19 protein-coding genes and 1 pseudogene are annotated in these 24,797 nt (G+C 60.7%); 13 read left to right on the top strand and 7 right to left on the bottom strand.

Annotation, left to right across the window (positions count from 1 at the left end; translation table 11 throughout):
- Positions 1-11 precede the first annotated feature (11 nt).
- Positions 12-1,121 (bottom strand): amidase family protein, encoded by a 1,110-nt coding sequence (locus F4U95_RS23350; RefSeq protein WP_232016345.1) that lies wholly within the window; start codon positions 1,119-1,121, stop codon positions 12-14.
- Positions 1,122-1,235: 114 nt separating this feature from the next.
- Positions 1,236-2,285 (bottom strand): ornithine cyclodeaminase, encoded by a 1,050-nt coding sequence (locus F4U95_RS23345; protein WP_120253324.1) that lies wholly within the window; start codon positions 2,283-2,285, stop codon positions 1,236-1,238.
- Between the two features lie 144 nt (positions 2,286-2,429).
- On the opposite strand from F4U95_RS23345, the gene F4U95_RS23340 reads away from it, so the two are divergent.
- Together F4U95_RS23340 and F4U95_RS23335 are read left to right on the top strand one after the other, a co-directional pair.
- Positions 2,430-2,870, top strand: a complete 441-nt coding sequence (locus F4U95_RS23340; protein WP_120253325.1) for an Lrp/AsnC family transcriptional regulator — start codon at positions 2,430-2,432, stop codon at positions 2,868-2,870.
- A 42-nt stretch (positions 2,871-2,912) separates the two neighbouring features.
- Entirely contained in the window at positions 2,913-6,275 is a 3,363-nt protein-coding gene (locus tag F4U95_RS23335) for an amidohydrolase family protein (protein ID WP_232016347.1), read from the top strand.
- A 1-nt stretch (position 6,276) separates the two neighbouring features.
- Here the strand turns inward: F4U95_RS23335 and pdxR are convergent, their stop codons facing one another.
- Positions 6,277-7,755 carry a MocR-like pyridoxine biosynthesis transcription factor PdxR gene (gene pdxR, locus F4U95_RS23330; RefSeq protein ID WP_120253608.1) on the bottom strand — a complete coding sequence of 493 codons (1,479 nt, stop codon included), beginning with the start codon at positions 7,753-7,755 and terminating at the stop codon, positions 6,277-6,279.
- Positions 7,756-7,946: 191 nt separating this feature from the next.
- Here pdxR and F4U95_RS23325 point away from each other — a divergent pair, with 191 nt between their 5' ends.
- Positions 7,947-8,543: an FMN-binding negative transcriptional regulator gene (locus F4U95_RS23325; protein WP_150426897.1), complete on the top strand. Its 597-nt coding sequence runs from the start codon at positions 7,947-7,949 to the stop codon at positions 8,541-8,543.
- A 95-nt stretch (positions 8,544-8,638) separates the two neighbouring features.
- On the opposite strand, the gene F4U95_RS23320 is transcribed toward F4U95_RS23325, so the two are convergent.
- The gene (locus F4U95_RS23320; protein WP_120253326.1) at positions 8,639-11,338 is read right to left on the bottom strand and encodes a TonB-dependent receptor domain-containing protein; all 2,700 of its coding nucleotides are present in this window, start codon (positions 11,336-11,338) and stop codon (positions 8,639-8,641) included.
- 589 nt (positions 11,339-11,927) lie between these two features.
- On the opposite strand from F4U95_RS23320, the gene F4U95_RS23315 reads away from it, so the two are divergent.
- From F4U95_RS23315 to F4U95_RS25485, 3 genes and pseudogenes are all read left to right on the top strand, one after another.
- The gene (locus tag F4U95_RS23315; RefSeq protein WP_120253327.1) at positions 11,928-12,374 is read left to right on the top strand and encodes a fumarylacetoacetate hydrolase family protein; all 447 of its coding nucleotides are present in this window, start codon (positions 11,928-11,930) and stop codon (positions 12,372-12,374) included.
- 48 nt (positions 12,375-12,422) lie between these two features.
- Positions 12,423-12,704: pseudogene (locus tag F4U95_RS25490) on the top strand (Gfo/Idh/MocA family oxidoreductase); the annotation flags it as partial.
- Positions 12,705-12,819: 115 nt separating this feature from the next.
- On the top strand, positions 12,820-13,521 hold the full coding sequence (locus tag F4U95_RS25485) for a Gfo/Idh/MocA family protein (RefSeq protein ID WP_331852631.1): 702 nt from the start codon (positions 12,820-12,822) through the stop codon (positions 13,519-13,521).
- Between the two features lie 662 nt (positions 13,522-14,183).
- Here F4U95_RS25485 and F4U95_RS23305 read toward each other — a convergent pair.
- Both F4U95_RS23305 and F4U95_RS23300 read right to left on the bottom strand, forming a co-directional pair.
- Positions 14,184-15,464 carry a DEAD/DEAH box helicase gene (locus F4U95_RS23305; protein ID WP_120253328.1) on the bottom strand — a complete coding sequence of 427 codons (1,281 nt, stop codon included), beginning with the start codon at positions 15,462-15,464 and terminating at the stop codon, positions 14,184-14,186.
- Between the two features lie 316 nt (positions 15,465-15,780).
- Positions 15,781-16,386 (bottom strand): TetR/AcrR family transcriptional regulator, encoded by a 606-nt coding sequence (locus F4U95_RS23300; protein ID WP_120253329.1) that lies wholly within the window; start codon positions 16,384-16,386, stop codon positions 15,781-15,783.
- A 165-nt stretch (positions 16,387-16,551) separates the two neighbouring features.
- On the opposite strand from F4U95_RS23300, the gene F4U95_RS23295 reads away from it, so the two are divergent.
- The 7 genes from F4U95_RS23295 (at position 16,552) to F4U95_RS23270 (ending at position 24,688) form a co-directional block, all read left to right on the top strand.
- On the top strand, positions 16,552-17,697 hold the full coding sequence (locus F4U95_RS23295) for an MFS transporter (protein WP_232016353.1): 1,146 nt from the start codon (positions 16,552-16,554) through the stop codon (positions 17,695-17,697).
- 124 nt (positions 17,698-17,821) lie between these two features.
- Positions 17,822-18,061, top strand: a complete 240-nt coding sequence (locus F4U95_RS25000; protein WP_150412261.1) for a hypothetical protein — start codon at positions 17,822-17,824, stop codon at positions 18,059-18,061.
- 70 nt (positions 18,062-18,131) lie between these two features.
- A complete protein-coding gene (locus F4U95_RS23290; RefSeq protein ID WP_120253330.1) occupies positions 18,132-18,722 on the top strand; it encodes a sigma-70 family RNA polymerase sigma factor in 591 nt (196 codons plus the stop codon).
- Positions 18,723-18,858: 136 nt separating this feature from the next.
- Entirely contained in the window at positions 18,859-19,713 is an 855-nt protein-coding gene (locus F4U95_RS23285; RefSeq protein ID WP_211364036.1) for a FecR family protein, read from the top strand.
- Between the two features lie 99 nt (positions 19,714-19,812).
- Entirely contained in the window at positions 19,813-22,734 is a 2,922-nt protein-coding gene (locus F4U95_RS23280; protein ID WP_150412338.1) for a TonB-dependent receptor, read from the top strand.
- A 12-nt stretch (positions 22,735-22,746) separates the two neighbouring features.
- Positions 22,747-23,955 carry an SGNH/GDSL hydrolase family protein gene (locus tag F4U95_RS23275; protein WP_120253333.1) on the top strand — a complete coding sequence of 403 codons (1,209 nt, stop codon included), beginning with the start codon at positions 22,747-22,749 and terminating at the stop codon, positions 23,953-23,955.
- 64 nt (positions 23,956-24,019) lie between these two features.
- Positions 24,020-24,688: a phospholipase C/P1 nuclease family protein gene (locus F4U95_RS23270; protein ID WP_120253334.1), complete on the top strand. Its 669-nt coding sequence runs from the start codon at positions 24,020-24,022 to the stop codon at positions 24,686-24,688.
- Here F4U95_RS23270 and F4U95_RS23265 read toward each other — a convergent pair.
- The coding region (locus tag F4U95_RS23265) for an integrase catalytic subunit (RefSeq protein ID WP_150426544.1) at positions 24,685-24,797 on the bottom strand (113 nt) is incomplete at its 5' end. The genes F4U95_RS23270 and F4U95_RS23265 overlap by 4 nt on opposite strands.

Below are 24,797 nucleotides of genomic sequence, written 5' to 3'. Positions count from 1 at the left end.
AGGCCTGCGCCTCATAGCGCCCGAGGCCGGTCAAAAACGACCGGATTCTGGAAGGTTACCTCCCAGAATGACTGACGCCTTGGGCTAGAAAACGGCGAAAGCGAGGCCAATGGCCGGCTCTGCCAACCCTTTTTCCGCAGCCTGTTAGTGCAGGTATCCATGATACCGGCCTCCATTGGCAAAGCACCGCTCAGATCGCCCAGCCAGCCGATGCTGCCGCCCTTCCAATCCCGGTCGAGAGGTTTGGCGAAGATGGCAGGATCATCACCGAGCGAGAAAGGCGCACGACTATCTTCGCCCGCCTGAACCGACAACAGCATGGCAAGGTCGGCAACGGTCCGGCCCAGAGGCCCCGATGTCGCAAAATTCTGCCAGAACATGTCGCTATTGGGCACGGATGGCACGCGGCCGAACGAGGGACGCAAGCCAAAGACATTGTTCCAGCCCGGAGGGTTACGCAAAGAGCCACCAAAATCGCTGCCATCGGCCACCGGCACCATCCGCAGCGCGAGCGCCACTGCGCCGCCGCCGGTACTGCCGCCTGCCGCCTTGCCATAGGCATAGGCATTATGCGTCGTACCAAATAGCGGATTGAAGCTGTGCGAACCCAGCGCGAATTCGGGCACATTGCTCTTGCCGATGAAGACCGCGCCGGCCTTTCGCATGCGTGCGACGACCAGGCTGTCGGCGCTGGGGATATTGTTGCGAAGGATCGGCGAGCCTTGGGTACTGGCAATGCCCTTGACCGGTGCGGTATCCTTCACCGCATGAGGGAAGCCGTGCAAGGTACCATGGAAGCGGCCGGCGGCGGCATCCTCGTCCATCGCCGCAGCCTGGCGCATCAACATCTCGCTATCCACCCGCGACACGATGGCATTGAAGCGCGGATTGAGCGTGTCGATATGCGCGAGATGGGCGGTCATGACCTCTCGGCTGGACAGGTCGCGACGGCGTATCGCGGCGGAAAGATCGGTAGCGTTCATGAGGACGATATCGCTCGGCCCCTTCCTTGCGGCGGATTTAGCAAAGACAGGGCTAGCTCCAGCGGCGAGTGCAGCCGGTGCGGCGGCGAGGATGGTTCTACGGTTCATCGCCATGCGTTCCAGGATCTTATCGCCCACTGTCATTCCTCATGATTGAATGTTGCGCTTCTCTTGGCCGGGGTATTTGCTCGGTAAAGGTCCAATATCGGATCACGGCGCGGGACCAGCCCGCGCCGGATCGCAAATCCCCCGTCAGGCTGCAGCGCGCTGAAGCATGCCAAACAGGTCGCGTGGATCGTCAGGATCGGCAACCATGTCCAGCTGCTGGAAATATTCGGTACCTTCCAGCTTGCCAAGGACATAGCGCAATGCGGAAAAATCCTCCACGGCAAAGCCGACGCTGTCGAACAGAGTGATCTGCCGGGCATCGGTACGGCCCTGCGCCTCGCCGCTCAGCACCTTCCAGAATTCGGTGACCGGATAGGAATCGTCCATCTGCTGGATCTCACCCTCGATACGGGTCTGCGGCTCGAATTCGACGAAGGTAGCGGCCCGTCCGAGTATGTCTTTATGCAACTCCGTCTTGCCGGGGCAATCGCCACCGATGGCGTTGATGTGAATACCCGCGCCGACCATGTTATCGGACAGGATCGTGGCATAGACCTTGTCCGCGGTGCAAGTGGTCACGATGTGGGCACCCTCGATCGCATCTTCCGACGTGTCGCAAGGCACGACCCGCAATCCCGACCCCGCAAGATTGCGCGCGACCTTTTGCGTTGCCGCCTGGTCGATGTCGAACAGGCGTACTTCCTCAATGCCGACAATGGCTTTCATGGCGATCGCCTGGAATTCCGCCTGTGCGCCATTACCGATCATCGCCATCACGCGCGATCCTGCCGGGGCCAGCCGACGCGCCACCATTGCGGATGTGGCCGCAGTACGCAGCGCGGTCAGCAGCGTCATTTCGGCGAGCAGCAGGGGGTAGCCCGTGTCCACCCGCGCCAATAATCCGAAGGCAGCGACGGTCTGAAGGCCCTTGGCGATATTGCTGGGATGACCGTTCACATATTTGAACGCGAAAGCCTCGCCGTCCGAAGTGGGCATCAATTCGATCACCCCCTCCTTCGAATGCGAAGCGAGCCGGGGCGTCTTTTCAAAAAGATGCCAGCGCAGATAATCCGCCTCGATCGCGTCGGTCAGTTCGCGCAACATGGTTTCGATCCCGAAATGGTGAACGAGGCGCATCATGTTTTCGACGCTGACAAATGGGATGAAAGCCAAAGGGGACGGTGCTGGGGCCATGGAAATTCCTTGGGAGAAATGGGTGCGCCGCAATCCTACCGCCGGCATATGTTGATCAAAATCGCAACTTCGCCTTGCAATACGCTCAACATTAGACAATTTTTATAGTGAAATTGATCAATTTGCCCAAGATGTAGCGCATTCATGACCGGCTTCGCGAAGTTCATTCCGGACGACCTCGATCGACGCATCATCGGCCATCTCAGGGCCGATGGCCGCGCGTCCCTTTCAAAGCTTGCCGATGCCCTCGGCGTGGCGCGCGGTACGGTGCAAAGCCGGCTGGACCGGCTCGTCGACACCGGCACGCTGCTGGGTTTCACCATCCGGGTGCGCGACGACTATGACGATCTTTCGGTTCGTGCGGTGATGATGATAGAGATTACCGGCAAATCGACGACAGAGGTCATCCGCAAGCTGAGAGGCATCGTCGAGATTCGGACGCTGCATACTACCAATGGAAACTGGGATCTGGTGGCCGATATCCACGCCGCCAGCCTGTCGGAATTCGACCGTGTGCTCCGGCAGGTGCGGATGATCGAAGGCGTGCTCAACAGCGAAACGAGCCTGTTGCTGAGTACGGTCTGACCGGCAAATCCGGCGGTGGTCCCTTGGTCAGGCAGAAACTGGATGTTCCACCGCGACAGCATACCGGCAATGACACAGGCGTTGATAAGGGACGCGAAGGGTGACGGCGTGAAGAAGTGGCTGGCGAATGCGGCAATCCTGGCAGGCTGGTCCATATCGGCAAGTTCGGTGGCTTGGGCCAATCCGTTGCCGCCGCTCACCGGGCGCGTGATCGAATATGATACGCGGGAAGTTACCTGGCCTGCGCTGGATGTGTCGCCGGACGGGGGCACGATCCTGTTCGATCTTCTCGGCGATATCTACGCCCTGCCATCGCAAGGGGGCAAGGCCCGCCCGGTCATGACCGGCGCCGCGTTCGATACCCAGCCCGTTTTCTCGCCCGATGGTCGCCATATCGCCTTCGTCAGCGATCGCGACGGGGCCGAGGCGCTTTGGGTCGCCGACGTCGATGGCGACAATGCACGTCGCGTGTCGAAGGAAGCCAACGGCGCTGCCCACTATAGTTCCCCGGCATGGTCCCCCGATGGCAAGACGCTCTATGTCTCGCGCATGATCTGGGGTGTCCTGGCCTTCGAACTATGGTCGTTCGATGTCGAAAGCGGTACGCACGACGTGCTGGTAAAGGCGCAGCCGAACGGTGATGATCCTCACCCTCAACGACGCAATGCGATGGGCGTCGTCGTCGCCCCCGATGGCAAGAGCCTCTATTACGCGATCAAGGCCGGGACCACATGGACCAGCGGCCCGTTACCCCATTGGACGATCGCGCGGTTCGATCTGGCGACCCGCAAGCAGAGCGCTGTCCTGACGACGCCGGGCGGCGGCATGCGCCCGCTTTTGTCGCATGATGGCCGCTGGCTTGCCTATGCCACGCGGGAAGACGGAAAGACCGCCTTGCGCCTGCATGATCTGTCGGACGGAACGGATCGTCTGCTTCATGGCCCGATCGACCCGGATGGCCAGTCTGGTGGCTATTATGTCGACCTGCTTCCGCGCATGGTCTTTTCCGCCGATGATCGCAGCATTTATCTGGGTCTTGGTGGCGGACTGAAGCGGCTGGACATCGCCTCTGGCGACCTGACCGACATCCCATTCGAAGCGCATGTGCGACAGGAAATGGGACCGGACCTGCGCCGTCAGCATCGTGTCGATACCGGGCCGGTCCACATTCGGGTGATCCAGACCCCGCGCCTTTCGCCTGATGGGAAGCGCGTGATCTTCGGCGCCGTCGGGCGGCTCTACCTTGCCGACAACCGCAAGGGCGCCAGACCGCGCCGCCTCGACGTCCCCGGCGCTGCCTGGCAACCCAGCTGGTCGGACGATGGGCGCTTCGTCACCTATGTCACCTGGACAGCGAAGGAGGGCGGCCATGTCTGGATCGCGGCGGTAGATGGCAAGACCGCGCCGCGCCGGATCACGACGCAGCCCGCCTATTATTCGGAACCGCTGTTCCTGGCGGGCGACAAGGCCGTGGTGGCCTTTTCGGCCAGCCAGCATGACCGCCTCTATCGGTCTGCCGAAAGCCTTGGGCCGATGCCCTCGACTTTGGTGCGGCTGTCGGCACAGGGCGGCGATAGCCTGATATTGGGAGAGGTGGGCGCCGCGATGGACCTGCGCCGCGATGCCGATCCTGCACGCGTGCGTTATTATGCCGATGGCTGGATTTCCTCGCATGCCGTCGATGCCGGTACGCAGGGCAAGAACGCGGTCAAGCAACTGGTCAAGCTGGTAGCCCGTCCCGACAGCCAATATTTCGATGCGCCGGCACCGGTCAAAAATGCGCAACTCAGCGCGGACGGCAGGACGGCGCTGGTGCGCTATGCCTCGCAACTCTATCTGGTGCCGGTCCCGGCGGCGAAAGACGGAAGCGCTGCGCCGACTGTTACGGTCAGCGACCCGGCTTCGGGCGCGCGGCGGATCACCGCGATCGGTGCGGACTATATGGATTGGGCGCCGGACATGCGCTCTTTGCTCTGGTCGGTTGGATCGACGGTGCGGCAACTGGCATTGGGCGCTACGGAAAACAGCACGCCCGCTATCATAGAAGGGCGCGCGCGCAGCGCGAAGATGGACGTGGTGCTGCCCCGCGACGTGCCCAAGGGCAAATTGCTGCTGCGCGGGGCGCGGGTGGCCACGATGAAGGCGGACGAGATCATCGACGACGCCGACCTGCTGATCGTCGACAACCGCATCGCCGCAATCGGCCCGCGCGGGGCCTTCCCGGTTCCTCGGGGTACCGAGATATCCGATGTCACTGGTAAATTCATCGTGCCAGGCTTCGTCGATGCCCACGCCCATTGGTTCGAAACGCGCCGCCGCATCCTCGACATCGGCCATTGGGATTTCTCCGCCAACCTTGCCTATGGTGTTACTGCCGGTCTGGATGTGCAGACATTCGATCCCGATGTGTTCGGCTATGCCGACATGATCGACGCTGGCCTGATGATCGGCCAGCGCGCTTTTTCAACGGGTGAAGGCGTGTTCCGCACCAGCCCGATGAATAGTCGCGAGGAAGCCATTGCCACGCTGCGACGCTATTCGGATTATTACCGCACGCCGAACATCAAACAATATATGGTCGGCGACCGCGCCGCGCGGCGACACCTGATCGAAGGCGCGCAGGCGCTGGGACTGATGCCCACGACCGAAGGCGCGAGCGATTACCGGCTCGACCTGACCCAGATGCTCGACGGCTATGCCGGCAACGAACATAGCCTGCCGATCGCACCGGTGCATGACGATGTGATGCAGATGCTCGTGCGATCGAGAATCTCGACTGTACCCACTATGCTGGTACTATACGGCGCGCCGGGGCCGCTGGGGATGATGACGGCGGGCCACCAGCAGGATTTCGATGCCAAGTTGAACCGCTTCGTTCCCGAATTCGCTTTCGCGGCGAAGCGCGATTCCGCGCAATGGAATCGCGCTGACGGACAAGGCTTCTCGATGTTTGCCAAGCAGGCAAGCGATATCGGCCATGCTGGCGGATTGCTTGGTGTCGGCGCACATGGCGTCGTTCAGGGACTGTCCTATCATTGGGAACTGGAAGCGATGGCCTCTGGCGGGGGCAGCCCGATGCAGATCCTGCACGCCGCGACGATAGGCTCCGCCGAAGTGATCGGGCGCGCGCTCGACCTCGGCTCGATCGAACCCGGCAAGCTGGCCGACCTGCTGATCCTTGATCGCGATCCGCTGGCTGACATTTGCAATACGCGATCGCTCAGCTTTGTGATGCAGAATGGGCGTCTTTATGATGCCGCTACGCTCGATGAACAGTGGCCGCGCCGCAAGCCGCATGCCGCGCAATGGTTCGAAGGCATGTCGCAGCGGGAGGTCGCCGTGGCGAGAGCGCGTGCTGCTGCGTTCGAGGAAGCGCAGGGCAGCGCCGCCTCCTTCGAATATTGACCTATCCTATCCGATCCAACGCTTTCGCCAATGTCTGGATCGCCCGTTCCGCCTCGATATCGTTGAGGCTGGCAAAGCCGATGCGCAGGCCGCGCTCGGCCTGCGGGTGCACCATGAAGGATTCGGACGACGCGAAGCGCAGGCCCAGCGCCTTAGCCTCGGTTTCGAGCGCGAGAAGATCGATGCCGGGGAAGCGCAGCCAGAAAGCCAGCCCGCCATTGGGCGTTTCAAACGCTATCCGATCTCCAAAGCTTTGGCGCAGCCTTTCGGCAAAACGCTCGCGACGTTCGCCATAAATCTTGCGCACCTTGCGCGCATGGCGTCTCAGCGCGCCGCTGGTGATGAGATCGGCGACGGCATCTTCGGTGACTGTGTTCCCCATGCCATCTGTCAGGGACACATAATGTCCCAGCGCGCGGATCATCGGCTCGGGCGCAACGACGTAGCCGACGCGCAAGGCTGGTACGATCAGCTTCGACAAGGAGCCGAGATAGATGACATGGTCTGGCGCAAAGGCCGCCATGGGCAAGAGCGGCTGAGATGCGAAATGAAATTCATGGTCATAATCATCCTCGATGATCGCAAAGCCGAACTGCTTGGCGAGATTGAGGAGCGCCAACCGACGTTCGGGGCGCAATACGCTGGTGGTCGGGAACTGGTGATGGGGGGTCAGGAAAATCGCGCGCACCTTATGCTTGCGACACGCCTTCTCCACCGCGTCGATGTCGATCGCCGGTCCGTCGAAAGGCACGGACACGAGCTTGGCGCCCATCATGCGGAAGGCTGCGAGCGCCGGCTCGTACGTCAACTCTTCGACGATCACGGCATCACCGGGACGGATCAGGGCCTGAGCCGTCAGAAAGAGGCCGTTCTGGCTACCGCGTGTGACGCAGATTTCTTCCGGCCCGATCGTCAGGCCGCGCTGGTGGCGCAGCATGTCCGCGATTGCCGAGCGGAGCTGTAACGTGCCGAAGGGATCGCGATATTGCAGGTGACTGTCAGCCGGCGGACGCAGCAAGGCATTGCGATAGGCCTGCATGAGCGCTTCGTTTGGAAACAGGCGGCCGTCGGGCGCGCCTTCATCCAATTTTATACCCGGTCCGCCCGGCAGTGCCAGCGGTCGGGCGGGCGTCGGCAATATCCTATATTGCGGATTGGGCTTTTGGGCAGACTTGAATTCCAGCGGATCCGCGCGCTTCCCACGGACGGGATCGGGAAAGGTCGTGGCGACCATCGTGCCGCGCGTGCCTGAGGATTCCAGCCAACCCTGTGCGATCAGTTCCTCATAGGCGAATACGATCGTCTTGCGATTGAGGTTGAGTTCGGTCGCCAGTTGCCGGCTGCCCGGGAGATAGGTGCCCGGCGCCAGCCTACCCCGCTCGATGTCCCGGATTATGGCCGCAATGACCTGAATATAGATCGGGGTCGGCAGTGCAGGATCGATCCTGTCACCAAGCATGACGTGCAGGGGGCGAAGCATGATCCTGTGGTCCCGGCCTGACTGTTCCATTCGTTGTGAATGATGTCCGCCCTAATTGCTCATGGGCCGATAGGCAATCCAAAGCTGGACCCGCTGATTTCGATATACTGGCCCTTGAGGTGGGCCAGGCACGGCTCCATTGCATATTTTCGGGCGGTGTCGATCCGCTGCATAGATGGGGAAGCAGCACATTGATCGAAGCATTTTCCGCTTATGGTCCGCAGGACGTCCGTTTCCTGATTGGGCAATATCCGCTCGCCTGGGTCCAGACCTGCGCTAGCGTAGAGCAGCCCGCGGCATCGCTGCTCCCCCTTCTCGGCGAATATGACCGGGATGGACGCCTGATCGCTCTGATCGGACATATGGCGCGCCATAATCCGCTGCATGACGCGCTTCAGACAGATTGTCGTGCGCACATCCTGTTCACCGGCCCCCAAGGCTATGTCTCGCCCGAACATGCGGGTCTGCGCGATTGGGCGCCGACCTGGAACTATGTCCAACTGAAGATAGCGGCCGACCTTCATTTCGACGATGCGCTGACAGAGCCTGCCCTCGACATGCTGATCAACCATATGGAGCGTGACCGCATCGCACCATGGCGCAAGGAGGCGTTGGGCGCTCGCTATTCCCGTTTGGCGGGGGCGATCATCGGCTTTCGGGCGGAGGTCCGTTCGTGCGCTGGCATATTCAAACTCGGGCAGGACGAACGGCCGGAGGTTCTGGCCGATATCCTGTCCTCACACCCCGATGCGACATTGGTGGAATGGATGCGCCGCTTTACCAATTAAGCGGAAAGAAACGCCCGTCCTGTCGACATGGAATGGCAAAGAAAAAGGCGGCGGGTTCGCACCCGCCGCCTTTTTTGATGCCTGACAAGGCGTCTTCAGAATTCCAGGCGCGCGCCCACCGTCATGTAGCGACCGATCACGTCATAATAGGGCGAGAAGGTCGAATAGAGCGGCGGTTCCTTGTCGAACAGGTTCGACACATTGCCGTACAGTTCGAAATGCTTGCCCTCGCCGAACGGAATCTTCTGGCTCAGTTGCAGGTCGACATAGGTATAGGCCGGAATATGATTGTTCGTCAGCGCCTTACTGGTGCGGTTCCAATACCCCGACGAGAGATAGCGTGCCCGAACAAGGCCGCTGAACCCGTCACTGACATAGCCAACCGAGGCATTGGCGCGAATGCGCGGCACGCCGTTGACGAAGGCATAGCCCTGCGATTTCACATATTCGACCTTGCTGATGCCGTCATCGGTGGTGAAGTGGTTCACCCAGGTTCCAAGCAGGCGGAAAGTGAGTTTGCCGTTGGCATCATTGTTGACCGGCATCGTATAGGCCAGTTCCGCGTCGACGCCGTCAGTCTTGAATTCCGACAGATTGACCGACGATGACGCGACGCTGGCGATCCGCCCGTCCGTGCCGCGGGTGATGTAATTGCACAGGCTGGCATTGCCCGTATTGCAACGATCGACCAGAACCTGCGCGCTAATGCTGGTGATGACATCCTTGATCGAGATGTTGAAATAGTCGATCGACGCGGTCAGGCCACGCATCGGAGCCGTCGTGATGCCTACGGTCCAGGTGTCGGCCTTTTCCGGCCTGAGTGAAGCATTGCCGCCACCATAGACGAGCACGCTGCGGCTGCCCTCGCTGCTGTAAAGGGGGTCAACCACGCCGACATAGCTGACGGTCTGGTTCGAATAGAGCTCGCTCACATTGGGTGCGCGAATGTCGCGCGAACGGGCAACACGGCCGATCACGTCCGGCAGGAACTCGTTGGTGGCGCCCAGCTTCCACGACCAGCTGGTGCCGCTGGTGCTGTAATCCGACGCCCGTGCAGCGCCGTTCAACTCCAGCTTGCGCAGCATCGGCACGTCCCTGACGACCGGCACGACGATTTCGGCAAAGGCTTCCTTGACGTCATATTTGCCGCGCAGGGAACTGAAGTAGAATGTGCTGAACGCCTTGGCGGCATCGAGCGCACCGACCGTGTTGGCGGTGGACAGATTGCGTCCTTCTGCACCGATGGCGATCGATACAGGACCAGCGGGCAAGTCGATTGGCTCGCCGCGCAGCGACACGCCATAAGTGTCGATCTTGTTCAGGCCATTGAGGCGCGGCGTGCCCGTGACATAGTCGATCGCCGCCTGCGAAGGCGCACCTTCCCCGAACAGGTTGAGCGGTACGCAGCCCGCAGCGCCCGACCGACATACGGCCTGACCCGTGGTCGGACTGATAACCGCATCCACCGCATTGGCGAAATTCTGTGCGATCAAAAAGCCCGGCGTATTGATCTTGTTGCGATATTGGCCGTGGCTGTAATAAGCCCCGTAGCGCCAGCGCCCGTCGTCAAAGCTGCCGTCCAGAGCAATCGTTCCCTGGATGCTGCGACGGTCCAGATTGATGGTGCTGTACGACAGATCCGCATTGTAGCGGGCCATGGTGAAGCTGGTCTGTCTGGCTGCGGCCAGGGCCTGCTTGATGTTATCATTCAAAAACGCATTGTCGGACCGGATGGTGACGCTGCCCGTATTGTCGCCGAACCAGGTGTAGCTGTTATAATAGCGCGAATAACGCAGATCAGCGCTCAGCTTGAGCGTGTCGGTCAGCTCGTAGGACGCCTTGGCCATGACCGTATAGCGTTTTTGCGGCGTGATCAGCGGGCTGCGCTCGTCATCGGACGGGCCTTCTCCACCGATCATGTTGGTACCGACGACGGTGCCGATGTCGGGCACGCGCAGGGTGCCGTCCGGGTTGAAGCCATAACCCCGCAGAGCGCCCGAAATGATATATCCGCCGATCAGACGGGTGGCGAGCCCAACATCGGGCGTCAATGTGTTGTTGACGGTGGCGAAACGGCCGGTGTTCTTGCGGTCGGTCTTTTTCAGGATGCCGTCATTGTTGACATACTCGCCGCCGATCACGAAATGGCCACGGCCGTCAGCAAAGGCCGTGCCATATTTGCCCTCGAACTTGACCTGACCCGCGTCCCCACGCGAAGAGATGCCGCCTTCGGCACCAAGGCGAACGCCGTCATAGTCGCTGTCGATGAGCATGTTGACGACACCGGCGACCGCGTCGGAGCCCCAGGCGGCCGAGGCGCCACCGGTGACGATGTCCACGCTTTTGATCATGATGGATGGTACGGTGTTGAGGTCGTTGTCGCTGACAAGACGGCGGCCGTCGACGAGGACGAGCGAGCGGGTTTCACCAAGCCCGCGGATGTTGATCGGGAAGCGGCCGGCCTGTGCGTTGGTGCCCGACGTTTGCGGCGACTGCGATGCCTTGAACTGCGGCAGGTCGGCGAGCGCCGCACCGATGTTGGTCCGGCTGACGACATCAAGGTCTGCCTGCGTCATGTGCAGCAGAGGCGTCGGCGATTCATATCCGGGGCGATCGATGCGCGAACCGGTTACGACTATCTCGCCTTGCGCGGACGCATTGGAGCCGGTTTCGGCGTTGGTCTGTTCGGGCTGTGCCGCGGATTGCGCCAGTGCCGGAGCGGCCGGAAGGGCCAGAGCAATGAGCGCCGTTCCTGCCAGGATCGACTGCCGACGCGCACGAAGAAGCTGTTCCATCAATTAAATCCCTGAGTCACGGTCGCCCTTGCGATTTGGAGCGATCTGTTAGGGCCCGAAGGCCTCTCTGGAAGATGAAACAGGCAGCCGGTCCGGTGGAACCTCCACTTTCTGCAAAAGTCAGGGGACCAAGCGGGATCCGGTGAACAGACTATAGAAACATGCCGTGAGGGCGTTTTCTCGGCAACCCGCGATGATGGCGGTCCTATGGAGCGTTCCGTGACGCGAGTTGAAGCTCATTTTCGCGCGAAGGCATATTCCATAAAAAACCTCGCTTCCCGGCGGGTTTGCTTGTGGGATATTGGCGTTACTGAGTGAGATTATGTTTGGTTGCGGGAGCGCGCGTCGGACGATGCCGCAATTCGCCAGCGAAGACATCTGATATTTAAGTCTCCACCCCCCGCTTCTGGAGTTGTCGAATCTAACAGCGGAGGCCCCTCCGACCTGACGATGAAAATTGCTACAAACCCGCCATTCCCATGCGACAGGCTGAGAGGCAGCTCTTGCCATATGCCGAAGTTCAGCGCTTGTCCCCACGGCTTGGCGTTACGACTGAAGCCGGCTGTAAGGAGAATGGCAGGTTCCGGGCATGACCGCCCGATGGCTGCCCTTTCCTGAGTTCCCAGCGCCTATCAAACATGACTTTCATAATTTTGGAAAGACTCCCGACGAACTGGGGGATGCGTGGGCCGAAGGTCGAGTTCACCTGTCGCTGGAAGTGCAGGTCAACGGTCAATGGTTCGGCCATCCCCATGGCCGCGAAATGGCATTCGGCTTCGATGACCTCATCGCACACGCCGCACGGACCCGCGATCTGGTCGCTGGCACCATCATCGGTTCCGGCACCGTGTCCAACACCGACTATGCCAGCGTCGGATCATCTTGCATATCCGAACGCAGAGCGATCGAGATGATTGCGGGCGGGAAGCCGGAAACGCCCTTTCTCCATTTTGGCGACAGGGTGCGAATGGCGGCGCTGGGACGGGACGGATCGCCGTTTGGGAATATCGACCAACGCGTCATCGCCGCAATCTGAACGACAATAAGGAGGAGAGACGTGGCAGGAATCCGTGCAAAAATCCGTATGGGCATGGTTGGTGGCGGGCCCAGCGCTTTTATCGGTCCGGTCCATCGGATCGCAGCGGAACTGGACGGGCATATCGTATTGGTTGCAGGCGCGTTCAGCAGCAGTGCCGAACGTTCGCGCGAGGCGGGCGCGCAATATCGCATCGATGCAGCCCGTGCCTATCCCGACCTGAACGCCATGCTGGCGAACGAGACGCGGCGGGACGACGGCATCGATTTCCTGTCCATCGTCACGCCCAATCACATGCACCTGCCTGCCGCCATCGCCGCGCTGAACGTCCGCGTGCCGGTGATGAGCGACAAGCCCGCCACCGCCACGCTGGACGAAGCATTGGAGCTGCGCGGCGTCGGGCACGCCCTATGCGCTGACCTATACCTATTCCGGTTATCCGCTGGTGCGCGAAGCGCGAGCGCGCATCACCGCCGGGGAAATTGGCAAGGTTCGCAAGGTCGTGGTGGAATATCCGCAGGGCTGGCTGGCAGGCGAAGCGAGCGGCAAGCAGGCCGAATGGCGGGTCGATCCGGCACGTTCGGGCTTGGGCGGATGCATCGGCGACATCGGCGTCCACGCCTTTCATCTGGCGGAGTTCGTCACCGGCCTGACCGTCACGGCATTGCTGGCGGATCTGGCCGCTGTGGTGCCGGGGCGCGCACTGGACGATGACTGCACCATATTGTTGCGGTTCGACACCGGCGCGCGCGGCGTGCTGATGGCATCGCAGATTTCGGTTGGCGAACGCAATGGCCTACGCATTCGCATCTATGGCGAACATGGCGGCATCGACTGGCGGCAGGAATCGCCCAACGTGCTGACGCTGCATCATGGCGACGGGCGCACGGAGATTATTCAGGCGGGCGACGCCGCGCTTGGCCCCGATGCGTGCGCCGCGACGCGCATGCCCGGTGGCCACCCGGAAGGCTATCTGGAAGCCTTCGCCAACCTCTACAGCGATTTCGCCCGGATGCTGCGCGGCGAACCTGCCCCGTTGCTGCCCGGCATAGACGATGGCGTCCGGTCCATGGCATTCATCGCCACCGCCGTCGACGCCAGCGCTCGCCGCGCAGGCTGGACGCCGCTCATCATCCCTGAAGCATAAATGCCCGGCCATTTCGTGGCCCAGTTTGCAGGGAAAGTGGGGCCATTCAACAGCCTTTACATCATCGCCCAGTGGATCGCGGGTCTGAGTGCAGATACCAAGCTGGGACGTGCGCCTACCCCAGTGCAGCAGACGGGTTCCAACGTCGCTCAAACTTGCCCGACCATATCAACCTTCCCCGCAAGGGTTGACGGGTCGGCCTGCACATCGTCCTTGTCGAGGATTGCTCAGAGTTCACTCATGTTACGGCCTGTTCGCTTACACGGTCGCCTACGTGACCGTCATCCAGGGGCTTCAGACATTTCGTCACCTCCACGCCTGCCCCGGTTGCTTCCGGCTGGAGCATCGCGGGTGGACCTTTCATCCACTAGAAAGTGTCGCCTTTGCGCAAAGAAAGCGGGTATCGCGATTTGGGCTTTGGACAGTCCGACCCTTTTCGGGCACTCAGCCGCCGATTTGTCTCTGTCGACTGCAGACCGACAGATCGGGTGCCTTAATCTAGGAAGGGTGCATTTCGGACGCCTTGTAGCGAAAAAGCATTCCGCGGCGACCAATCCCAGTCATCGAATATTGCTCTCTCATCTGCTCCGACCCGCGAAAAACGGGAGCTTGCTTGTCGTAATGGCTCCGCCCCTCATCATCGACGACCGGCGGTCGCTTATTTAGGCGACCTTTGCGGCCTCTCGCGCGGCACGCTTTTCTTCTTCGGTCCAGACTTTGCGGACGCGCTCTTTAGGCTGTTTAATCTGTTTGGCCGGACCGCCGCCCAGCACAGGCGCGCGCTTGGTAGAGTGCCGTGCCGCTTCGCAATGCCAGTGATGATCGTCCTTCACCGGCAGCGTACGTCCGATCGTGCGCTCCACATCATGCAGCCAGGCGCGCTGCTCGGCATCGCATAAGGTGACTGCAATTCCGCTGCGTCCGGCACGACCTGTCCGGCCGATGCGGTGGACATAGGCTTCCGGGAGGCTCGGCAGATCGTGATTGAACACATGCGTCACGGTATCGACATCGATGCCGCGCGCCGCGATATCCGTCGCGACAAGGACCTGCACGTCCCCCGCACGAAAGGCGTCAAGCGCGCGCTCCCGCTGACCTTGGGACTTGTTTCCGTGCAACGCTTCGGCGGTGATGCCAGCCTCGCTGATGAAGGTGCAGACTTCGTTGGCGATGTTTTTCTGCAATGTGAAAACGACCGCCTGACCCATGTCCGGCGTGCGCAACAGATCAAGCAACGCGGCTTTCTTGTTGCTTGCATCAAGGAACATCACTGACTGGTCGATCCGGTCCACGGTGGTGGACGGCGGGGCGATTTCGACATTGACCGGATCGGTCAGCAGGCTATCGGCCAGCGCCGTGATGGACTTGGGCATCGTGGCGGAAAACAGCAATGTGTGCCGATCCCTGGGCAGCTTTGCGACGATGCGTTCGATCGGCTTGGCAAAGCCCATGTCCAGCATCTGGTCAGCCTCGTCGAGCACCAGCGCCTCAAGCGCGGACAAGTCGCAAAGGCCCTGCTCTACCAGATCCAGCAAACGACCCGGCGCCGCCACGATGATGTCCACGCCGGCCTTGAGCGCGTTGACCTGATGGAGCTGACTGACACCGCCGAAGATCGTCGTGACGCTGGGCTTCAGATGGCGCCCGAAGCTCTCGAAGCCAGCGGCGATCTGGGACACCAGTTCGCGCGTCGGCGCCAGAACCAGAACGCGGGCACCGCCCCTGGGTGCCGGGCGGGGATCAGCGGCAAGGCGATGCAACAGCGGCAGCGCGAAAGCCGCAGTTTTACCCGTGCCGGTCTGCGCCATGCCCAGCATGTCGCGTCCCTGCAACAGCAGCGGGATGGACTGGGCCTGGATCGGCGTGGGGCTGACATAGCCTTCCTCCGTGAGCGCCTGCAGCAAAAGCGGGGCAAGATCGAGATCGGCGAAAGTCGTGGTCATGGTCACAGGGCGCCTCCAGCGCGGAGCAAGGCTGCGCCTGAAAAGGCTTAGCTTGGGGAAGTGCGCGCTGTTAAGTTCGATGCTGCACTGCGTCAATGCGGAAAGCACGGGCCGCGGCGCTCACGGAACCTCCTACCCGTTCTGTCGCCGTCGGCGACCAAGAGATTATGGCACTGTCGGCATTTCACAGCGAACCTTCCGGCCAAATGCGATGTAAGCTGACGGGTTAGGTCAGCGCTAAAGGTCGAGGTATTCTGTAGGGCCTTCACGGTCGATCTGAGCGAACTCGGCCGAATGCCGTCAGTCCAAACCAGCGTCAGACTGCAGCTTGATCCCAAATCCGCATTAACGACGTAATCGCTGCGTCGATCTGCGATAAAGGGACGCCGTCTCTGGCCTCCACTGATATACCGCTCAGGAAGGTGCTAAACATCCGTGCCATTGCGACAGTGTCAGTAGCTGGTGAAAACGCTCCGTCAGTTTTTGCTCTCTCAACATGCCGTTCGATCCCTTGGCGGTTACGTTGACGCTCCTGCACCAGGATCGCTTCCACCTGCCGATTTTCTGGCGAGCAGTTGCTGGCGCCAAGCATGATCAAGCAGCCTGAGGGATGCGATTGCGCCGTTTGCATAGCGGCCGATTTGCGCAATGCCGTCTCGATCGCATTGCGCGGAGCAAGCGTATCGTCCTTGAGACTGGCGGTCACCTGACCATAGGATCCGATGTAACGGTCCACGACGTCTTGGAACAGCGTCTCCTTGGACGTGAAAGCCGCGTAGAAGCTGGCCGACGATAGCCCGCCCATGCTGGACCTGAGCTGCGACAAGGATGTCGGCTCATAACCTTGGGCCCAGAAGAGCATCATCGCCGCATCGATGGCGGCGTCTCGGTCAAAAGTGCGCGGGCGTCCTGTGCGTGGCATGCCATCCTCATTTATGGATCAATCATTCTATAAATCATTGCCATCCGACTGTCACCCGCGTATTTGTGGATCGATCAATCCATAAATGTGAAGGTTTCCATGCCGAACGAAGAATGCAACCGGCAAAGCGGTCCCATGCCAGTTTCCGCACTTCTAGCGCTAGCGATGACTGGCTTCATCTGCATCGCCACTGAAACCCTGCCGGCCGGACTGCTGCCGCAAATTTCCTCGAGCATGGACATTTCATCAGCGCTCGCGGGCCAAACTGTTACGGCTTATGCAATCGGTTCGCTGATCGCTGCCATTCCTCTCAGCATCGCGACGCAGGCGTGGCGTCGGCGCACCGTGTTGTTGCCGACGATTGCCGGTTTCCTCGTCTTCAACTCGATCACTGCACTTTCACATAACATTATGCTCACGATGACAGCCCGCTTCCTGGCCGGCATGTCGGCGGGCCTGGCCTGGAGCCTGCTGGCAGGATATGCGCGCCGGATGGTCGCACCCGAACAACAGGGCAGAGCGATGGCGATTGCCATGGTTGGAACGCCTGTAGCCTTGTCACTCGGTGTTCCCTTCGGAACCTGGCTGGGTGCCGCAGTCGGATGGCGTTCTGCTTTTGGTGTCATGTCACTGCTCACGATCGTGCTGATCCTGTGGGTGCTGGCGAAGGTTCCCGATTATCCCGGTCAGGCCCGCAGTGCGCGAATGCCGCTTTACCGCGTTCTCACGACACCGGGGGTCCGTCCCGTCCTAGGGGTAGTCGTCAGCTGGATGCTCGCGCACAACATCCTTTATACCTATGTGGCGCCGTTCGTGACGCCTGCTGGTCTGGCAGACCGTGTGGACCTCGTCCTGCTCACATTTGGCATGACAGCCTTGGTCGGAATATGGCTGACTGGGAAGTTGATAGACCATTTTCTGCGTTCGACCGTGCTGGCCAGTCTTGCCCTGTTCGCACTGGTTACTGTGACGCTTGTGCTGGGCGCTAGGTCCGTTATCGTCATCTACGCCTGCACTGCGATCTGGGGGCTAACTTTTGGCGGCGCGGCAACTTTGCTCCAGACCGCCCTTGCAGATGCTGCCGGCGACAGCGCGGACACGGCTCTGTCGATGAATGTCGTTGCCTGGAACGGTGCGATCGCAGCGGGCGGCCTTGCTGGCGGTTTTATGCTTGAGACTTGGGGTGTTGCAGCATTTCCCTGGGCCATGCTCGCGTTGATATGCGTTGGCTTCACGGTGGCATGGTCATCGCGTGCGCACGGCTTTCCCGCAGGGAGCCGCACGGGAGACATGGCAGTCATGGGACATTGATTTAACTCGGCAGCATGGGGGTCCTCGCCTCGACTTTCGGCCTCCCATGTTTGAGCGAGCGAAGCAGCGGGAATGACAGCTTCGCCCCACGAAACGGCTTGGCGCATTGGCGAAACCGACCCTTATGAAACGCTCAGCCACCCTTTTTTCATTCCTAGCTGCGGACAGTTCCTTTTCCATCATCAAAGCTCTCGACCCATCTAAGCCGTTCGGCGGGGCAATTTCCGCTACCCAAATGCAGACCGTCCGTAATTTTGGCAGCAGTCGACCGGTTTATGCTGCTCCGCGCTCTACCATCGATGGCGGTTCCAAACATCAAAATCGCCTTATTCGATTTATCGTGAAGCATATGGCTGAAAGATAAGGCGAACCAGCCGCACCTCTCATCTCGATGTATCTAAACTGTCATTCAACGCCTTTACTAGGCCGCCCCTATGACGCTTCCTCAGCACAGGGCGGCCTGGCTTGGCCGTCATATATTCCCGCATGAAGCGGCTGTGCGGCAATGGCTTGCTCGGCGCCCATCGGGCTGGGGCATGGATGTCGATGATATCATTCAGGAAAGCTACGCCATCCTCGCGGGGCTGGAGCGCATCGATCACATTGTTTCGCCACGCAATTATTTTTTCGAGGTCGCCAAGTCAGTCGTGCTGCGCTCCCTACGGCGCTCCCGCGTGGTGATGATCGATGCGCCAGCGCATGCCGAGATCCTGGAAGTGCCTGAGCCTGCTCCCGATCAGGAAAGGCTGCTCTCTGACCGGCAGGAATTGGAGCAGGTTGCCGCGTTCATCGACCGGTTACCCGACCGGTGCCGAGAGGTGTTCGTGCTGAGAAAATTGCGCGGCTTTTCTCAAAAGGATGTGGCGCGTGATCTAGGCATCGCGGAAAGCACTGTCGAGAAACATATGGTCAAGGCGCTCGCCAGCCTGACAAATGCATTCGGGCGTGGCGGAAATCGACGCAATCGGTCATCTAGGGACGGTGAGCGAGATTTTGAAACAGAGCGCCGGGATGCCCAGGGCTGAAGCAAACGCACGCGATGAATGCGCAGCGCACTGGGCCCTTCGCGTCAATTCCGGGCTGATCTCACGGGACGAAGAAGCGGAACTGGACGCATGGACGAGTGAGGATGCCCGTAACTTGGGCGCATTCGCACGGGCCATGGCAGCCAATGCCTATTTCGACCGCGCGGCTGCACTGGGTGTTCCCTATCCACCCAAGGAAGAACGCTCTGCACAGAGCCCCGACTTATGGGCTCTGGATGAGCACCGGGCGTATAGCAGCAAACCGCTGGGTGTGTCTCGGCGCGGGTGGATCAGCGGCGGCCTGGGTGCGATGGCGGCCGCGCTGGTCGGTGGTATCGGGCTAAAGCATTGGCTGGGAGCAGAAAGCTATGCGGCGCCCTTGGGCAATGTGCAGCGATCGGCGCTGCGCGATGGATCGGCAGTAACGCTTAACAGCAGTGCCGAAATCAAGGTTGCCTTCAAGGATGCTCTTCGCCAGGTCAGCTTGGTCACGGGCGAAGCCAATTTCGACGTCGCCAAGGATGCCGCTCGTCCCTTCATCGTCGATGCAGGCCCGGTGCAGATACGCGTTGTCGGCACGAGCTTCCTGGTACGTCTCGACGATGACGATCGTGGATCGATCACAGTGCGCGAAGGTATTGTCGAGGTCCATAATGGCGCTGACAATCCGGTCCGTCTCATCGCGGGCGATCATCTGTCCTTTGCACGGCAAACCATGAAGCAGGAGCGACTGACCATGGCCGATGTCGATCGCATGGGATTGTGGCAACGCGGCGAAATGGACCTGACCGGCATGACGTTGGCGGATGCGGCCAGCGAGTTTGCCCGCTATTCCGACATGAAGATCATGATTGATGATCCAGCTGTCTCAGCTTTGAAGGTTGCCGGCGTCTATTCCACCAGCGATCCGGCAGGCTTCGCGCGCGCCGCCGCCTTGGCGCAAGGCCTCAAAGTGGCGGTTTCCGTGGATAAAATCACACTCTCAAGATAATCTGCAAAAAAGTTGCTGTCTGAGTGGAGGATCGGCATCCAGACGGCATCTAGTCTGCGAACCCGGCCTTCAAGGTCGAACAGCGGGGACAGATTTTTCATGAACGCCAGATATTTTTCCGGCTGCAGCATCATTGCTGCGGCCGTTGCCGTCGCGACACCAGCCCATGCGCAGCAGCGTGCTTTCGACATCCCGGCACAGCCCTTGCCGACCGCGATCGCAACGCTGGGCAAGCAGGCACGGCTGCAAATCGTCGCACCCGGTGAAGGGCTGGAAACCGTTCGCAGCCGGTCGGTAAAGGGCATGATGGATGCGCGCGCAGCCCTCAAACAGTTGATCGCCGGAACCGGCCTGGAAATCGCAACCGACGACGGCGCGCGGATCGTCCTGCGCCGTGCCACGCAATCGCGTCCAACCGCCAGGCCGACCGCCCAGCATGCCGACCCTGAAGATGCGATAGTCGTCACCGGCTTTCGCGCGAGCATGAACATCGCCCGCGAGATCAAGCGCAAGTCTGACGCAATTGTCGACAGCATCGCGGCTGAGGATATCGGCCAGCTTCCCGACAATAGCGCGACCGAGGCACTGGCCCGACTGCCCGGCGTCCAGATCTTCCGCAATCGCGGCGAGGGCCAGTCGATCACCATCCGCGGCATTTCCCAGGTTGTGACGATGATCAACGGCCAAGAAGCCTATACCGGATCGTCTCGCCGAACGCTGCTCAACAGCTATCCCGCCGGCCTAATCCGGTCGATGGAAGTCTACAAGGCGCTGACCCCGGACCTGATCGAGGGCGGCATCGGCGGCGCGGTGGACGTGCAGCTTCGCCAGCCGCTCGACTTCAAGAAGGGGATGACGGTCGCCGCCACGCTGCGGGGCAGCTATGACGACCAGGCGAAGAAGGCCTTCGACAACGCCGACCTGCTTGTCGCTGGCAACTGGGATACAGGCGCAGGCGAAATCGGCGTCATGGTCAATGCCTCCTATCTGAAGCGCGACTATTATGAATCCTATCGCGAAAGCCTCCAACCGCAGACTAATGCGGCAGGCCAGACATTCCCGACTGGCATCCTGCTTAAAAATCCCAAGGGAAGCTATGAGCGTCCCGTGTTCACAGGGGAGGTGCAATGGCGGCCGGCGTATAATTTCGGCCTCCATCTTCGCGCCACCAACGTTACCGACGACAATGAATATACCGACACCGACCTGCAGACCAACATGGCGCTGACCACAGCGCTCACTAATGTCGAGCTAGTCCCTGGCACTGGCATCGTGAAGAGCGCGACCTTTACAGCGACGGCGGATTCCGGGCCTCGTTCCAATCACACCCGGCAATTGCTCGACACGACGCAGGTTGAACTCGGTGCGGATTTCACCTCCGGCATCGCGACGCTCACGACCAATGCCGTCTACACGACATCGAAAATCGAAACCGATCAGCAACTCATGCTGCTTTCTTTCAACAAAGCGCCGGTGATCGATGCGGTGTTCCAGAGCGACAGCAAATATGGCGGTCTGTCCTACACCTATCGCAACATCGACCTCTCAGACATCAACCAGTTTCACGTCCGGGCCTATTCCGACACACGCACGCGGCAGAAAGGCGAGGGCCTGCAATGGCGAACTGACCTCAACCTCGACACCGGCACCGGTTTCTTCCGTTCGGTCAAGACCGGTGTCCGCTATGCCCGGCGCAGCGCCGATTTTCAGACAGGCACCGGGCTTGCCAATCTCAACGCGCTGAACTTGCGCATGTCCGCCTTCCCCGGCGGCAGCACTCCCGTCAGTCTTACGCGCGGCGTCTCGGCGGATGATGCCATGCTTCCCGGTGGCTGGGTTGGTTACGACGCAAACTGGCTCGCCAGCATGAGCAATGTGAAGAGCCTCAACGCCTATGTGGACTCGCTGCAAGCCACCAAGCTCTACACAGATGACGGACGACCGGCCTTTGCGCCGCAATCGGCATTCAATGGCAAGGAAACCAGCTATGCCGCCTATGGCCAGGTCAAATATGGCTTCGACCTTGGCGGCGTGGCGATAGACGGCGTCGCTGGCGCGCGCCTCGTCAACACGGTGCTGGACATAAACGGTACGCAATATGCCGTTTCCCGATCACCGACGTCCGGCGGCAATGTGACCACATACACACCCGTTCATGCTCGGCAGAATTATCTGGATTTTGATCCCAGCTTCAGCGCGGTGGCGCATTTCAGTTCCGCGCTTCAACTGCGCCTCGCCTGGACAAAGACCTTCAGCCGCCCCGACTTTTCACAACTCAACCCCAGCCAGACCTTCTCGCAGGTTCTCGCTGGATCTGGCGCCTATACAGGTCGGGTGACGACCGGCAATCCGAACCTTCTGCCGATCCGTTCGACCAATTGGGACGCGTCGCTGGAATATTATTATGGTCGGGCCGGCGCCGCAAGCATCGCCCTATTCCAGCGCGACGTGAAAAACTACATCGTCAACACGATCGAGAAGGATGACAGCATTCCCGGTGCGCTGGGCATCGTCGATGTGACCCGACCGATCAACGCCGGCGACGGCACGATCAAGGGCATCGAAGCCAGCGTCAGCACCTTCTTCGACTTCGCGCCGGGCATGCTGCGCAATTTCGGTGCCTCGGCCAACTATAGCTTTACGGACTCCAAGCAGGAACTGCCTGCCACGGACGCGACGGCGGCCTTCACGGGCCAAACCGCTGGCATATCCAAGCATGCCTATAATCTCGCACTTTTCTACGATGACGGTAAGTTTCGCGCAAAGATTGCCTATAGCTGGCGCGGTCGATTCGCCCTTGCCTATAATCTGACCGATCCAACCAAAAATCTGAACTGGTATCCGATCGAACGGTTGGCGGCTTCTGCAACCTATAATTTCAGCCGCAACCTGTCGCTGACGATCGACGGAACCAACCTGACCAACCGGCCGCAGCGGGCCTATTGGGGATCGGAAGATTTCCATGACCGCGTCTATTTTGAAGGGCGGACCTATTCGGCTGCCATGCGCTTCAAATTCTGAGAGCCCGGCATAATGAGGCATATATTTTTGGCGCCTGTCCTCGTCGCGATCGCGGCGAGCGGTCCGGCTTCGACCGCTCCAGCGCCTGCCAATAGCGGGCCATGGGGCGGTGCCTGGGGCTACGCCACCTCGCCCGCGACCAAGACGGTACGCGATATTTTGCCTGCCGGCACTTACCGCTATCGCTTGCGTTCCAGCCAGTCAGGCGACGGCCTTCGCTTTGTTTTCACCAATCCGGACGGTGCTATCCCGTTGGAAATCGTTCGCGTGACGGTTGCACATGCGGCCACAGAGGAGGGTTTCGGGCTCGATGCGGCGACTGAACGTCCGGTCCTTTTCGACGCGGGTTCCAACACCCATCTGCCAGCAGGGATAAGCCGGGCCAGCCATGTGGTCGATTACGGCGTTCAGACAGGCGACGACCTCATCCTGACGATCGACACCAGCGCGCCCAGCACGACGGTCGGCGGCAATGCCGGTTTCCCCGTCGCGTTCAGCGAAGCCGCGATGCCTGCGGACGGCGCGGGTCTGGAACCGCGCAAACTGCGCCCCGTCATCACCCATATGATCGTACGCAATCCATCGGCGCCCTGCACAATCGTCACCATGGGGGACTCGATCACGGAAGGCGCCCGAGGCACAAGGACGGGCTGGCGCGGCTGGCCAGGCGTGCTGGCGCGCAGGCTTGCCGAAAAGAGGGGCGCACATTGCGGCGTCGTCAATATGGGGATCAGCGGCAATCGCCTGCTGCGTGATGGGCGCGGAACTGCGGCGGTCGATCGCTTCGACCGGGATATCGCCTCTGTGCCTGGCGTCACCCATCTGATCCTGTTAGAAGGGATCAACGACATCTGGCGCAGTAGCACGCCCGGCGAACCGGCGGTGGGTGCCGCCGATCTGATCGCCGGCTATCGCCGGATTATAGATATGGCCCATGCGCGCGGCATCCGCGTGATCGGGGGCACGATGACGCCGGGTTGGGGCTCCAAATATCTCTCGCGGGATATGGAGCAGGTGCGCCAAAAAGCAAATCAGTGGATCCGCAAGGGTGGCGGATTTGACGCCGTGATCGATTTCGAGGCGGCGCTGAGGGACGGAGAAAGTCCGCCTGCGATCAGAAAATCCTTCGATTCCGGGGACAAGCTGCACCCTGGCGACAACGGTTATGAAGCGATGGGTCGCGCCGTGCCTCTTTCCCTGTTCCAGCCGCCACCCTCCTGAAGATCCGACAGACCGTCGGTCTGCCATTGGGCGACAGATGGCACATCGCTACAAAAGGAATCCCATGAAGTTCCACATTCTACTCGCCACCGCCCTTGCCGGTACGATGGCGTTGTCGCCGGCTGCTCCGGCGTTCGCCTGGGGACATCTGGCCCATGCGGTGATCGATCGTGCCGCGATCGAGGCTTTGCCGCAGGACGGCCCCGTCTTTCTGCGCGACTATCTGGACTATATCACTGCCTCCGCCACCCTGCCTGATAAATGGCGGTCCTCGAGCGAACCCTTCGCCAAGATCGAGGAAGATCCCAACCATGGCTGGTTCCGAGAGCAGTTCGATTTCCTAAAGCCCCTGCCACGTTCGCGCCACGCCTTCATCCTCGCCCTATATCGCGAACATCTGAGGATCAAGGATAGCGACCCTGCGGCCGCTGCACGCATGAATGTCCGCTGGACCGGCACCTTGCCCTATGCCGCCATGGAACAATATGGCCAGATGGTCGCTGAAATGCGGCTGTTGCGCGCAGCACGGGTAAAAGGCGATGCTAAGCAGGCCATCATCCTCGAACAGAATATTGCGCATACGGTTGTGCGTCTTGGTCACTACATTGGCGATGGCGCCGAGCCGCTGCATGACTCGGTCAACAGCGACGGCTGGCGCGGCGCAAATCCCAAAGGCTTCACGCGCGACGGCAAAATGGTCTGCCCCCACCGAGTGGACCGATTGGTTTGTTAGTGCATTAAGCGCATCGCCGCCATATCCGGACGGAGGTGGAGCGAAGCGGAACCGGAGGCCGGATATGGCGGTGTCGCCGTTTCCGGTGCCGGTGGCCGGTAGCCCAGGC

The organism is Sphingobium limneticum, from assembly GCF_008710165.1.
Lineage (GTDB): Bacteria > Pseudomonadota > Alphaproteobacteria > Sphingomonadales > Sphingomonadaceae > Sphingobium > Sphingobium limneticum.
Note: the sequence above shows the minus strand (reverse complement) of the source record. Positions and strands in the feature narration are given on the sequence as shown.

Bases quoted from the DNA above. Each gene is read 5' to 3' on its own strand.
- F4U95_RS23345 (WP_120253324.1), bottom strand. From the start codon at position 2,285: ATGGCCCCAGCACCGTCCCCTTTGGCTTTCATCCCATTTGTCAGCGTC.
- F4U95_RS23340 (WP_120253325.1), top strand. From the start codon at position 2,430: ATGACCGGCTTCGCGAAGTTCATTCCGGACGACCTCGATCGACGCATC.
- F4U95_RS23335 (WP_232016347.1), top strand. From the start codon at position 2,913: ATGTTCCACCGCGACAGCATACCGGCAATGACACAGGCGTTGATAAGG.
- pdxR (WP_120253608.1), bottom strand. From the start codon at position 7,755: ATGCTTCGCCCCCTGCACGTCATGCTTGGTGACAGGATCGATCCTGCA.
- F4U95_RS23320 (WP_120253326.1), bottom strand. From the start codon at position 11,338: ATGGAACAGCTTCTTCGTGCGCGTCGGCAGTCGATCCTGGCAGGAACG.
- F4U95_RS23315 (WP_120253327.1), top strand. From the start codon at position 11,928: ATGACCGCCCGATGGCTGCCCTTTCCTGAGTTCCCAGCGCCTATCAAA.
- F4U95_RS23305 (WP_120253328.1), bottom strand. From the start codon at position 15,464: ATGACCACGACTTTCGCCGATCTCGATCTTGCCCCGCTTTTGCTGCAG.
- F4U95_RS23300 (WP_120253329.1), bottom strand. From the start codon at position 16,386: ATGCCACGCACAGGACGCCCGCGCACTTTTGACCGAGACGCCGCCATC.
- F4U95_RS23295 (WP_232016353.1), top strand. From the start codon at position 16,552: ATGACTGGCTTCATCTGCATCGCCACTGAAACCCTGCCGGCCGGACTG.
- F4U95_RS25000 (WP_150412261.1), top strand. From the start codon at position 17,822: ATGAAACGCTCAGCCACCCTTTTTTCATTCCTAGCTGCGGACAGTTCC.
- F4U95_RS23290 (WP_120253330.1), top strand. From the start codon at position 18,132: ATGACGCTTCCTCAGCACAGGGCGGCCTGGCTTGGCCGTCATATATTC.
- F4U95_RS23285 (WP_211364036.1), top strand. From the start codon at position 18,859: ATGGCAGCCAATGCCTATTTCGACCGCGCGGCTGCACTGGGTGTTCCC.
- F4U95_RS23280 (WP_150412338.1), top strand. From the start codon at position 19,813: ATGAACGCCAGATATTTTTCCGGCTGCAGCATCATTGCTGCGGCCGTT.
- F4U95_RS23275 (WP_120253333.1), top strand. From the start codon at position 22,747: ATGAGGCATATATTTTTGGCGCCTGTCCTCGTCGCGATCGCGGCGAGC.
- F4U95_RS23270 (WP_120253334.1), top strand. From the start codon at position 24,020: ATGAAGTTCCACATTCTACTCGCCACCGCCCTTGCCGGTACGATGGCG.